This window comes from Helicobacter sp. 16-1353 (assembly GCF_003288815.1).
Taxonomy (GTDB): domain Bacteria; phylum Campylobacterota; class Campylobacteria; order Campylobacterales; family Helicobacteraceae; genus NHYM01.
Genome location: NZ_NHYM01000002.1, coordinates 90,846 through 104,117, shown reverse-complemented (window position 1 = coordinate 104,117; position 13,272 = coordinate 90,846). Strand labels below are relative to the sequence as shown.

Below are 13,272 nucleotides of genomic sequence, written 5' to 3'. Positions count from 1 at the left end.
AGTGATGCATATTCGTAAAATAGGCGTTATTCTCCGCCCATCAACCCCCTCTTTAGGCAATGTTTATTTTGGATTTAAAGAGATTGCCGAAAAACATTCTATCGAGGTTAATATTGATAGTATGAGTGGCGAGATGATTGGGATTTATGGGGTTGAGTTTTCTAAATTATGCCAATGGTGCGATATTTTAGTAACTTTAGGTGGTGATGGGACTTTAATATCTGCCCTTAGACGCTCATTTTTTTATAATAAACCCATACTTGGGATTAATACCGGAAGATTAGGATTTTTAACAGCCATTGGCTTAGATGAATTGCCAGTTTTTATGGAAAAGCTAAAAAATGATGAATATGTCGTGCAATCGCAAATGATATTAGAGGGCGAATTTAGCCAACTTAGCGATAATAAAAAACTTCATTGTGTAAATGAATTTTTAATCTCAAAGCAAGACATTTCTGGAATGATAAAAATCATAGCAAAAATCAATGGCAAACATTTTAATACATATTTTAGCGATGGATTGATAATAGGCACTCCAGCGGGTTCTACAGCATACAATATAAGTGCTGGTGGCTCAGTTGTCTATCCATATACTAGAAATATTCTTTTAACTCCTATTTGTGCACATTCACTTACACAAAGACCTTTAATTCTAAGCGATGAATTTATATTAGAGTTTGAAATGCAAGATTCTAGAGCAAATCTAGTAATCGACGGACAAGAGATACTACCTTTTAACGAAAATGATAAATTAAAAATTTATAGCTCCAAAAGTAATTCTTTGCTTATTTATGATAGAAAAAGGGATTATTTTGAGGTTTTAAGACAAAAGTTTAGTTGGGGTGTGTAAATGATTTGGCGGCTTTTGATTAAAGATTCTCCTGCATTTAGCGAAGTTGTTATAAATCCAAGTAGTGGTTTTAATGTGTTTAGCGGTGTTAGCGGAAGTGGAAAATCTGTATTAATGGAAAGCATTCTAGCACTTTTTGGCATTAAAGATAGCAATGCCTTATTAATCGAAGGTGATTTTGAAACTGCGAATATCTACTTAGAAGATGCTGGAATCCTAACTAATGATGAGCTAATTTTAAGTGTTATTAAAAAAGATAAAACAAAGTATTTTCTAAATAATCAATCTACCTCTAAAAGGCGTATAAAAGAGATTTTCGGCGATTATGTTAAATATATCCACTCCCATTCCACAAGCGAATTAGAAGAAGAAAATCTTTTAGATTTACTCGATTTGATTATCGTTAAAAATAATCCCAATTTTAGTGCTTTGCTACTCTCCTACAAGCAAAATTATAAGGATTTTAAAGCTAAATTTGCAGAGTTAGAAAAGCTAAAAGGTGATGAGAAAAACATCATTGAATTAAGAGAATTAGCAGCTTATGAGATAGCTCAAATCGAGGGTGTAAATCCCAAGATTGGCGAATATGAAGAGTTGATGGATTTTAAGAAAAATCTCTCCAAAAAAGAAAAGATTTTAGAAAAAATCTCATCATTAAAAAATACATTGGATAATTTTCCTGTTTTGATTAGCTTTTTAGATTCCATAGATAAGAATAAAGCAATTTTTGAGGAGATTCTAGGCGAGATTGAATCTTGCATAAAAGACGAGGAAGAGCGACTTTTAAATATTAATGATGATGATATTGAGAGTATTTTAAATCGTATTGAATCTTTGGGCAGATTAATCTACAAATATGGCAGCATTGAGGAAAGTTTGGCGTATTTGAAAAAGAAAAAGAATGATTTAGAATATTATGAAAATATTAGTTTTAATAAAAAAGCCTTGCAAAATGAAGTTGAGAATCTACTGCAAACTTCCAATTCTCTAGCCAAAGAAATCTCAAAATATAGGAATGAAAATGTGGGATTATTGCTGGATAGATTAGATTTTTATTGCACATCTTTAATGCTAAATAAAGCTTATATAAGATTGAAAAATAAGGATTTAGGTATTAGCGGAATAGATTCTTTGGAATTAACATTAAAAGATTCTACTATCTCCACATTAAGTTCGGGTGAATTTAATCGCCTAAAACTCGCTATATTATGCATTAATATGGAATATACAAAAGCTAGTGGAATCTTAATCTTAGATGAGATTGATGCGAATCTAAGCGGAAGTGAGAGCGAAGGAATTGCTAAGATTCTATCTCAATTATCAAAGAGCTATCAAATATTTGCCATAAGCCATCAATCGCATATGCCAAGTTTCGCGGATAATCATTATTTAGTCCAAAAAACTAGCAATAAAAGTGAGATAAAATTACTAGATAAAGATGGCAGAATAAACGAAATAGCAAGAATGATAAGCGGAGAAAATATCACAGATGAGGCACTTTTATTTGCAAGAGAAAAACTTCGACATATAAAATAATATGAATCTTTTTATCCTACAAGAAATCGCTAATCTTTTTAAAACATTTGATAAGATAACTTATATAGGGCGACTTGATGATAATCTAATAAAACTAAATCTAGATTCCCAAACATTTTATATTAATCTAGAAAAATCTAAAAGTATGATTTTCTGCACGAATGAGGCAATTCTTAGTGTGAAAAAATATAAAGCCCCTTTTGATTTTGCCCTGCAAAAATATTGTTTAAAAGCAAATATATTAGATTGCAATATCGATGGAAATAATAGAATCCTGCGATTATTTTTGCATAAAAAGTTGGATTATAAAGAGCTAAATTGTATTTTACAGCTTGAATTTACCGGCAAATATACCAATGCTATTATTTTGGATTCTAATTTCATTATCTTGGAATCTCTGCGTAAGATTAGTCAAAATACTAGGATTGTAAAGCCCGGAATCGCTCTATCTCCTTTAAATCAACAAGTAAATTTTAAGATTAGGGAGGTTGATTTTGGTGGTGATATTTTGCAGTTTCTATATACAAGTTACGCAAATTTAATAAAACTAAATCTAGATTCCCTAAAGCAACAAACCATAACCCTACTAGAATCTAAAAAACAAAAATTAATAGCCTTGTTGGAGAATCTGCCAAATAAAGATAGCTTAATTGCTAAATCTAAATATTACGCAGAAATCGGGCATTTAATACAAAATAATATGAATGCAAAACTAAGCGGAAATAGCATTACGCTTAAAAACTATAATGGCGAGTTTGTAACATATAATTTGGATAATGATATTGGATTTAAGAGTAATGCGATATTGGTAAATGAGTTTTTTATGAAATCAAAAAAATTACAGCTTAAATCAAAAAATATCTCTATCCAAGAAGAGAATCTAAAAGATAATATTGCATTTTTAGACGCTAAAATTAACTTTGTAATGAAAGCTAATAATATCAATGATATAAAGATAATCAATCCCAAAACAAAGCAGAATCTTAGATATTCTCCATCTAAAGATAAGGTAAAATTGCCTTATGAAAGCTTTTTTATTGATAGTGTAAAAATATCTATCGGTAAGAATAAAAATGAAAATATCGCACTTCTAAAGGACGCAAAATCCAATGATATGTGGATGCATATAAGGGGTATTCCCTCATCGCATTTGATAATCCATTGTTCTAAAATGAATATTAGAGATGATGTTTTGCAAAAAGCAGGTGAGATTCTAGTGGGATTTTTAAAAGCTAAAAGTGGAAATTTTATTGTCGATTATACTAGAAGGAAGTTTGTAAAAATAAAAGAAGGTGCAAATGTGGTATATTCAAACCATTCTACGATAAATATAAAAAAATAAAGCTTTTAAAAAGGAGTTATTATGGCTATATCTCAAATAGGAAACATAACTCATATTAATCAAAATACGCAGTTAAATGCACAGCTTCAAGCAAATGCACAAAATCAACTAAATGTCCAAAGCACGATAAATATACAAGAATTTAGCGACAAAATGCAAGAAAATGCCGAGATTCGCCCAACTGAAGAGATTGAAAAAATCAACGAAGATTCTAGTAATTCAAATAAACAAGAATATAACGAAGAAAGCCCAAAAAATATAAATGAAGAAAGCAAGGATTCTGCCCTAAAAAAAGAAAATATCTATGCACAAGATGATGATTTCTCACTTGATATAGAGGTTTAATCTTAATAAACTAATGCATATTTTATGATAGAATATTAAATATTTAGTTTAAAGTTAAGTAAGGATTGATTATGTTACCTTTTAGCGACGAGGAATTAATAAGTCCGGTAGAATCTATCTTAAATCAGCTTAGACCATCTATTATGCTTGATGGTGGGAATATCACATTAGTTGAGATTAAAGATGGTAAGGTTTTTGTGAGATTAGAGGGTGCTTGTAAAGGTTGCCCAAGTAGCAATATCACGCTTAAAGATGGTATTGAACGACAATTAAGAAGGGATATTCACCCTGATTTAGAAGTTATAAGTATTAATTAATAGAGGTAGCATTTTGGATAGAAAATCTAAGGATATTTTACGAAAAGCAAAAAAAGCATTTTTAGCTAAAAAATATCATATTGCGATAAATTATTTTAATGATATTATAGTTTTGCATCCAGATAGCAAAGAAGCCAAAATGGGAATCTTGCTTTGCGATGTGGCAATTGATAATGAGGAACAAGCCCAAAAACTATTTGAATATTATCAAATCACAAAAACCCAAAAGCTTCCCAATGCAGAGGAAAATATCATAAATTTAATTAATATTTTAGATAAAAATACAAATCACTTTGTATCACTTTTAAATGATTATGAAGAGGCACAAATCAATGATATTGATGGAATCTTGTATTCTGATTTTAAGAAACTAATAGAAGCAAATAATGACTTTAAAAAAATGTTTGAATATGCGATGTTTAATACCAAGATAGTTTTTACCAAAAAAAGTGATTTTTACGAGTTTCTAAATCTATTAATAGATAATGGCTTAGGCGATATTTCAATGCAATATATCGAAAGTTTAAGGGGAGATATAATCTATGATAATGAAGTGCAAAAAATCATAAAAAGAGCCTTAAAGATTAATGAAAATAAACATTGACAATTCCAACTTTTCGCATTCCAAATATCTATATTTAAGCGATGATAGTAGAGAGGTTTTAGATGATTTAGATTCTACTATTTTTGTAAAAACAGATTTGAATGCGAGATTTTTACAAGAAATGCAAGCAAATAACGCAACAATAATATCCCCAAATGAATTAAAAAAATATCTTGTAAATAATACGAAAATAATAGGCATAACAGGCACAAATGGCAAAACAACAATAGCTTCTTGCATTTATTCATTATTATTATCGTTGGGATTTAGATGTGCACTTTTAGGCACAAGAGGTTTTTTTATAAACGATGAGAGAATCGCCTCCAAAGGGCTTACAACACCAACTTTATTAGAACTTTACAATAATATTCATATCGCCTCTAAATATAATTGTGATTATTTTGTGATGGAGGTAAGCTCACACGCTATAGCACAAAACCGCATTGAGGGATTGGACTTTGCACTAAAAATTTTAAGTAATATTACAGCTGACCACTTAGATTTTCATAAAACAATAGAGGAATATGAGCGAGTAAAAAACTCATTTTTTAGCGATGAGGGGCTAAAATTAATCAATAAAGATTCGCTAAATGCTAGATTTAATATTATTAATTGCTACACTTATGGCATTGAAAACAAGGGGAATCTTAGCCTAAATGCTTATAGCATAAAGGATTCTATCGATGGGCATATAACTTGGAATGATTTTAAAAGAAAGCAAAAGGAAGAATGCCTTATCCACTCTAATCTAATCGGCAAATATAATCTATACAATATCCTAGCTTCTATCGCAGCAGTGAAGATTCTAAATAATGATATTGCATTAGATGATATTTCAAAAGCATTAAATGAATTTGGCGGAGTTTGTGGGCGAATGGAGGTAGTTCATATAAATCCGCTTGTGATTGTGGATTTTGCTCATACGCCAGATGGAATGAAAAATATTCTATCAAGTTTTATAGGACGAAAAATAAAATTAGTTTTTGGTGCAGGTGGCGATAGAGATAGATTAAAACGACCTGTAATGGGACAAATTGCTGAAATTTACTCCACTAGAATCTATCTCACCAGCGATAATCCACGAAGCGAGAATCCACACTCAATAATAAATGAGATATTAGAGGGCATCAGTAATAAAAATAAGGTATTTGTAGAATCCAATCGCAAACTAGCCATACAAAAGGCATTAAGCGAATTAAGAAGTGATGAGGTATTGCTAATACTTGGCAAAGGCGATGAAACCTATCAAATAATCGGCGATAAGATTCTCCCCTTTGATGATAGAGTGGAAGTAAGAGAGTTCTATAAAAATGATGAAGCAAGAGAGTGAATATGGAAATTAAGATTGATAATAATAAGATTTTTTCGCCATTAAGAAATAAATGGCTTATTTTAACACCTGAAGAAGAAGTTAGACAAAATTATATTTGTCGCTTAATCAATGCTTATGGATATTCTCTTGAGCAAATGGATGAAGAGTTAAAAGTAAATAATTCTCATAGGGGACAAGGAAAAGCCAGAGCAGATATTGTTATTTGGAAATCTAAAGAAGATAAGAAAAATAAAAAATCAGCATTTATTGTTGTGGAGTGTAAAGCCGAAACTGTGAAAATCAAGCAAGAAGATTATTATCAAGGTGCAAATTATGCGGCTTGGTCGGGTGCAAATTTTTTTGTTACAACAAATGCAAGGGAAACTAAATTTTTTAAAGTTGATAAGGATTCTTTGCCTAAGGAGTTAGATGAAATCATTGATATTCCTAAGGCAGCGATAATAAACGACCAAAAGAAAATTGATAAATTATTATCTCAAACAAAAGCTTTCTCAAGAGATGAGTTTGCAAAACTACTTCAAAAATGTCATAACATTATTAGAAACAATGATAAATTATCTCCAGAAGCCGCATTTGATGAAATAAGCAAAATTCTTTTTATGAAAATAAGATATGAACGAAATCCCGATGAAGATGTGTTATTTTCATTGGATAAATTCCAACGAGATGAAAAACATTTCGAAAAAAATATCAAAAAACATTTGCCAATAGAAGCACAAATGCCATATATGCAATATTTATTTAAAGCCACAAAAGATGAATTTGCAGAAGATAAGCTTTTTGATTCTTTTGAAACAATTAAGATTAAGCAATATAGTTTTGAACAAATTGTTAAAGAGTTAGAGAAATATAATTTGTCTGCAACTTCTGATGATATTAAAGGTATAGCTTTTGAGCATTTTTTAGGCACGACTTTTAGGGGTGAATTAGGGCAATTCTTTACTCCAAGAACAATTGTTGATTTTATGGTTGAAGTGCTTGACCCAAAAGAGGGTGAAACGGTTTGCGACCCAACTTGCGGTTCTGGTGGCTTTTTAATTAAATCTTTTGAATATATAAGAGATAAAATAGAAAAAGATGTGGAAGAAAATAAAAAAGTTTTAAAAGCAATATTATTTAATGGTGAATATGAGAAAATGACAGAAGAGCAACAATCTAAAGTCAATGAAAAATATAATGAAATTTTAAAAAAAATAAATTACGATATTAATATTCCCAATAAATCCTATTCAAAACAATCTAAATCAGAAAGAAATAGAAGAATTTCAAAGTTATCATCAAGTTGTATATATGGAACAGATGCTAATCCAAGAATGGCAAGAACATCTAAAATGAATATGATAATGCACGGAGATGGGCATGGCGGCGTTCATCATCATGATGGACTTATCAATATTAATGGTATTTTTGAGGGTAGATTCGATGTTATATTGACAAATCCACCTTTTGGTGCTCGTGTTGAAAAAGATTATAAGCTTAGTGAAACTGATAGATTTTATGATGATGTAATATTAAACGAGTATAAGGAGCATTATGGGGAAGATTGTATAAAACAAATTAATGAATTAAATAATGCAATAGATAAAGGGCAAAAAGTTCTTGATAGATTTGATTTAGGTAAGGTTAGCGGACTTACTGAGGTTTTATTTATGGAAAGATGTTTAAATCTCCTTAAAAAAGGTGGAAGAATGGGAATAGTTCTTCCTGAGGGAATTTTAAATAATGCAAATTTGCAAAAAGTTCGAGATTATATTGAATCTAAAGCCAAGATTCTATTAATAACATCAATTCCATCTGATGTATTTATAGCATCTGGTGCTACAATCAAACCTAGTTTATTATTTTTCAAGAAATTTACAGAACAAGAAGAAAATCAATATGCTCAAATTAAGGCAAAAGTTGAAAAAGAAATAAAAGAATCTGTTCAAAAAGAAATTGATAAATACTTTAAAACTGAAAAAGACAAAATAATTTTATTAAACTTAACTTCAAAAAAATCAATAGCTACATTAAATTTATTAGAAAAGAAATGCAAAAAACTTTTTGATAAAGAGTTTTCACAGCAAATGGAAACCATAGGCAAAGAGAAAATAAAAAAATTATTCAACTATGAAATACCTATGGTTCAGGTTGAAAAAGCAGGAATTACAACAACAGGCGGTCAATGCGAAAATGAACTTATAAAAGTTGCAGAGGAATTTAAAAAATATAGAGAAGAAAAACAATTATGGCAGGATAATAGTTTGAGAGTTACATACAAATTACAAAATGATGATTTGCTACGCATTATAAATGGTGAGGAACAAGTTATTAATGAGTAATACAAAATTTTCATATTTAACTTTTATAAATTTTTCATTTTTATCACTTTGGGATTATAAGCGATATGCTTCTAATGCTATTATTTCAAATCATAATATTGTAAAATTATCATCTTGCATAACAGAAGAAAATGAAAAAATAAAACCTTTTGAATTCCCAAATGAAAAATTTGAGATTTTAGGTGTTAATAATAAAACAGGTTTATTTGACGCATACATTGAAAAAGGTTCTAAAATCAACCAACCATATAAAATTGTAAAAGATGGTTTTCTTGCATATAATCCATATCGTATAAATGTTGGCTCTATTGGTTTAAAAACCAAAGAACAAAAATATAAATATATAAGTCCCGCTTATGTTGTATTTAGCTGCAAAAAAAATTTAATCCCGGAATTTTTATATATTTTATTTAAAACAAATAAATTTAATAAATTAATTCGTGAAAATACAACGGGTTCAGTTCGGCAAACTCTTTCCTTTGCTTCAATGGGAAATATTATGTTTCCATTACCATCATTAGAAAAGCAACAAGAAATTATTAATAAATATAATGAAAAAATAAAACTTGCAGAAAAACAAGAGCAACAGGCAAAACAACTTGAAGATGATGTAGAGAAGTATTTACAAAATGAACTTGGATTAAAAATAGTTGATAGTTATTTTGAGAAAAATATTATATGGAGTATTTATAAATTATCACAATTAAGCAGATGGGATGTTTATAATAATACAAGTTCTATTTCATCTCAAAAATATAAAATATCAAAATTTAAGGATATAGTAGTTGGTAAACCTATGTATGGAGCTAATGAAAAAGCGATAAAAATAAAAACCGATGTGCGTTATATAAGGATTACAGATATAAACGAAGATGGTTCTTTAAACAACAATATTGTTTCGGCTAAAAAAGTTGATACCAAATATTTATTAAAAGAAAATGATTTTTTAATAGCTCGTTCAGGAACTGTTGGAAGGACTTTTTTATATAAGAATATTTTAGGAAAATGTATATATGCTGGTTATTTAATAAAATTTAATTTAGATACTTCAAAAGTAAAACCTGAATATATTTTATACTATTCAAAATCAAAAGCATATAAGACTTGGATTCTTTCAAATCAAAGAGCAAACGCCCAACCAAATATCAATAGTAAAGAATATTTGGAAAGTCCAATGATTATTCCTCCTCTTGACATACAAAATAAAATAGTAGAGCATATAAAATCAATGCAAGATAAGATAAAATCTCTCAATAAACAAGCAGAAAATAACCGCACACTTGCACAACAAGAATTCGAAAGAGAATTATTTGCATAATAGATTTTAAAACTATTTTTGGATTATTTCAAAAAATATTTTCACTAGCACTATATAAAATTAATCTTTATAAGGATTGGTGTGATTATATGAAGTTATATTTTGGTGGAGTGTAGGGGGGTCGAACCCCTGACCTCAACGCTGCCAGCGTTGCGCTCTCCCAACTGAGCTAACACCCCAAATATATAAAGAGAATCTTAAGTAATTAAATATAAAAACTACTTTAAAATCCCATAAAAAGATTCTCTAAATTTTCGTATCAATTTTTCTTTTTTACTTTATATGCCACATAAACGCCTACGATAAGGACTACGCTTATTAGAGTGAAAATCACCGCTTGTGTTACATAGGATTTAATCTGCAATTCTTCTTTCGTTAGATTTTTTGAAGTAAAAGTAGCTATAACCTCACTAACTTCCATTCCACCGCTGAAAATTGCACCGACATAGTATCCTAATATTGTTAATATTATAACCCAGATTCCAGCCCCAAAGCTTGTATAAAAGCTAAATTTAGCTAGATTCATTTTTGCCAATCCTGCTGGAAGTGATATATATTGTCTAACTGCTGGGATTAATCTCCCTACAAAAGTGCTTATCTCGCCATGTTTTTGAAAGAAAATCTCCATCGTTTGCATTGTTTTTTCACTAAAAAAGAAATATTTACCAAATCTTAGAATAAAACTTCTCCCAAATTTTATTGCTAAATAATAGTTAAATAAAGCCCCAGCAAGTGAGCCTAAGATTCCCATAATTACTGCTATATAAATATTCATTTCACCTTTATATGCTAGGTATCCAGCCGGTATCATAACCACTTCGCTTGGAAAAGGGAAAAAGCTAGATTCTAAAAACATCATAAAAAAAATACCAATATACCCAAGTTGCCCGACTGTATTTACAATAAAGTTAATTATATCTGCCATTTACACCTACAATTTTAAAGATTATAAATCATCATTTAAAACCATCAATAAAATATAAATGCTATAATTACCACAAATTAAAACATTATTTTAAGGTTTATAATTGATGAAAAGAAAAAAATTATATCAAAAATCCGAGAAAAAAGGACTCCCACTATGGCTTGGGACATTTGGGGATTTGATGAGTTTGCTTTTAACATTTTTTATACTCCTTTTATCGATGGCTACATTCGACCACGAAAAAGTAGATTCAGCTATCGGCTCTTTACAGGGAGCTTTATCGGTTTTAGAACATGGAAAAGAGACTGAAATCACACAGCCAAATCGCATTCAAGCAACGCCAATAACCCACGATAGCCCAGCAGAAAATGTTATGAATGTATTTTCAAGTCTTATTACCGAATATAATGAAATGACAAAGATTGCTGATGGTCCGGGTATTAATCTAGAAGAATCCGAAGATGGCTTTATTTTAAGGATTCCAAATGATTTGTTATTTAATACTGGAAGTAGTGTGATTGAAAATAACGATGGAAAAATATTTTTGCAAAGATTGGCTATGGAATTGGATTCTTATAAAGATATATTAACATTACGAATAATAGGCAATACTGATAATGTTCAATACAAAAGTGGTAGTAGCATTGATAATTGGGATTTATCAAATAAAAGGGCACTTAGTGTGGCTGATATGCTATTAACCTTTGGAGTTCCAGCAGATATAATGGAAGTTGGCGGAGATGGCGAATTTAATCCCATCGCTTCGAATGAAACATTACAAGGTAGAGCAGAAAATAGGCGAGTTGATATAAACTTTAGTTTTATTGGAAACACTAAGGATAAAAAACAACAAGCAAAAGATATTATCAATAAAATACAACAATAAAAGGCATAATCCAACGATGAAAGAGTTATTTGAAGGTGCAATAAAATTTAGAGAAGAAGATTATCTAAATCATCAAGAATTATATGAGAATCTTAAGAAAAAGCAAGACCCACATACGCTTTTTATATCTTGTGTGGATTCTAGAGTTGTCCCTAGTTTAATCACAAATACTTTGCCGGGCGAATTATTTGTAGTTACAAATATTGGAAATATTGTCCCACCTTATAGAGAGAATCCAAATCATATAAGAAGTGGCTATTTAGCAACGACTTCAGCGATAGAATATGCACTAAATATCTTAAATGTAAAAAATATCATTATTTGCGGACATAGTAATTGTGGTGCTTGTTCGGCTATCTATGAAACTAAAGAAACATTATCAGCTACGCCCTATGTTTGTAAATGGCTTGATTTGTTGAATCCTGTGAAAGAGCGAGTAGAAGCATTAAAACCAAATTCAAGAGCAAAGCGTATTTGGCTAACAGAGCAGATAAATATAGAACAGCAATTAGAGAATCTTATGACTTATCCATTTGTTGAGGAAAAATTTGATGCTGGTGAATTGCGAATCTTTGGTTGGTATTATATTATAGAAACAGGCGAGATTTTAAATTATAATATGATAAAAAGAGAATTTAAGATTATAAAAAATACACAAACTAAAAGCAGTTAAAAGAGGTAATATGAAAAAGATGATTCTAATGGCTGGACCTTGTGCTATCGAGGGCTATGATAAGATTAAGATTATTGCAAATGATTTAAAAGAGGTCTCAAATAATCCAAATATCGATTTTTATTTTAAAGCTAGTTTTGATAAAGCAAATAGAACTAGTTTGGAAAATTATCGTGGTGTTGGAATGAAAGAAGGCTTGGAAATATTGCAAGAGATAAAAAAGGAATTTGGATATAAGATTATTACTGATGTGCATGAATGCTATCAAGTTGAAAGTGTAGCAGAAGTCGCCGATGTAATTCAAATCCCAGCTCTTCTTTGTAGGCAAACAGATTTGATTGTTGAATCTGCAAGAACAAATAGAATCTTAAATATCAAAAAAGGGCAGTTTTTAAATCCAGCAGATATGAAATACGCGATATTTAAAGCTATTAAAACTAGAGGCGGAGATAGCGTTAATTATGATATTTCTAATCGATTAAATATTTGGGCAACAGAAAGAGGCAGTAGCTTTGGATATGGGAATCTTGTCGTGGATATGCGAGGTTTGGTTATAATGCGTAAATTTGCCCCAACTATTTTTGATGCTACGCATAGTGTGCAAATGCCCGGACTTGGTGGCGGTAAAAGCTCTGGAGATAGCTCATTTGTGATTCCTTTAGCAAGGGCTGCTGCTGGAGTTGGTGTAGATGGATTCTTCTTAGAAACACATAATGACCCTAAAAATGCCCTAAGTGATGGAAGTAATATGGTAGATTCTAAGGATTTAAACACTATTGTAAATAAATTAATAGAGATTTCAAATATAGACTAAAGGAGATG

At 30.1% G+C, this 13,272-nt stretch carries 13 protein-coding genes and 1 tRNA gene; 12 read left to right on the top strand and 2 right to left on the bottom strand.

Annotated elements, in window-relative coordinates; translation table 11 throughout:
* Positions 1-4: 4 nt before the first annotated feature.
* The 9 genes from CCY99_RS01840 (at position 5) to CCY99_RS01800 (ending at position 9,966) form a co-directional block, all read left to right on the top strand.
* Positions 5-850 carry an NAD(+)/NADH kinase gene (locus tag CCY99_RS01840; RefSeq protein ID WP_112059791.1) on the top strand — a complete coding sequence of 282 codons (846 nt, stop codon included), beginning with the start codon at positions 5-7 and terminating at the stop codon, positions 848-850.
* The gene (locus CCY99_RS01835; RefSeq protein ID WP_112059705.1) at positions 851-2,386 is read left to right on the top strand and encodes an AAA family ATPase; all 1,536 of its coding nucleotides are present in this window, start codon (positions 851-853) and stop codon (positions 2,384-2,386) included. It begins immediately after the preceding gene.
* Position 2,387: 1 nt separating this feature from the next.
* The gene (locus CCY99_RS01830; RefSeq protein ID WP_112059704.1) at positions 2,388-3,728 is read left to right on the top strand and encodes an NFACT family protein; all 1,341 of its coding nucleotides are present in this window, start codon (positions 2,388-2,390) and stop codon (positions 3,726-3,728) included.
* A gap of 21 nt (positions 3,729-3,749) precedes the next feature.
* A complete protein-coding gene (locus CCY99_RS01825) occupies positions 3,750-4,073 on the top strand; it encodes a hypothetical protein (protein WP_112059703.1) in 324 nt (107 codons plus the stop codon).
* Between the two features lie 71 nt (positions 4,074-4,144).
* Complete coding sequence (locus CCY99_RS01820; protein WP_112059702.1) at positions 4,145-4,390, top strand: NifU family protein; 246 nt, start codon at positions 4,145-4,147, stop codon at positions 4,388-4,390.
* Positions 4,391-4,403: 13 nt separating this feature from the next.
* Positions 4,404-4,994: a hypothetical protein gene (locus CCY99_RS01815; protein ID WP_112059701.1), complete on the top strand. Its 591-nt coding sequence runs from the start codon at positions 4,404-4,406 to the stop codon at positions 4,992-4,994.
* Complete coding sequence (locus CCY99_RS01810; protein ID WP_112059700.1) at positions 4,978-6,324, top strand: UDP-N-acetylmuramoyl-L-alanyl-D-glutamate--2,6-diaminopimelate ligase; 1,347 nt, start codon at positions 4,978-4,980, stop codon at positions 6,322-6,324. The genes CCY99_RS01815 and CCY99_RS01810 overlap by 17 nt, the downstream gene beginning before the upstream one ends.
* Before the next feature lie 2 nt (positions 6,325-6,326).
* Positions 6,327-8,648: an N-6 DNA methylase gene (locus CCY99_RS01805; protein WP_112059699.1), complete on the top strand. Its 2,322-nt coding sequence runs from the start codon at positions 6,327-6,329 to the stop codon at positions 8,646-8,648.
* Entirely contained in the window at positions 8,641-9,966 is a 1,326-nt protein-coding gene (locus CCY99_RS01800) for a restriction endonuclease subunit S (protein ID WP_181646797.1), read from the top strand. The genes CCY99_RS01805 and CCY99_RS01800 overlap by 8 nt, the downstream gene beginning before the upstream one ends.
* A gap of 103 nt (positions 9,967-10,069) precedes the next feature.
* Here the strand turns inward: CCY99_RS01800 and CCY99_RS01795 are convergent.
* Positions 10,070-10,145 (bottom strand) — tRNA-Ala (locus CCY99_RS01795).
* 80 nt (positions 10,146-10,225) lie between these two features.
* The gene (locus tag CCY99_RS01790) at positions 10,226-10,891 is read right to left on the bottom strand and encodes a DedA family protein (protein ID WP_112059697.1); all 666 of its coding nucleotides are present in this window, start codon (positions 10,889-10,891) and stop codon (positions 10,226-10,228) included.
* Between the two features lie 106 nt (positions 10,892-10,997).
* Here CCY99_RS01790 and CCY99_RS01785 point away from each other — a divergent pair, with 106 nt between their 5' ends.
* From CCY99_RS01785 to kdsA, 3 genes are read left to right on the top strand one after another with little or no spacing between them, the layout of a single operon-like run.
* Complete coding sequence (locus CCY99_RS01785) at positions 10,998-11,777, top strand: flagellar motor protein MotB (protein ID WP_112059696.1); 780 nt, start codon at positions 10,998-11,000, stop codon at positions 11,775-11,777.
* 16 nt (positions 11,778-11,793) lie between these two features.
* Complete coding sequence (locus CCY99_RS01780) at positions 11,794-12,450, top strand: carbonic anhydrase (protein ID WP_112059790.1); 657 nt, start codon at positions 11,794-11,796, stop codon at positions 12,448-12,450.
* 10 nt (positions 12,451-12,460) lie between these two features.
* Positions 12,461-13,264, top strand: a complete 804-nt coding sequence (gene kdsA / locus CCY99_RS01775; protein WP_112059695.1) for a 3-deoxy-8-phosphooctulonate synthase — start codon at positions 12,461-12,463, stop codon at positions 13,262-13,264.
* Positions 13,265-13,272: the final 8 nt, after the last annotated feature.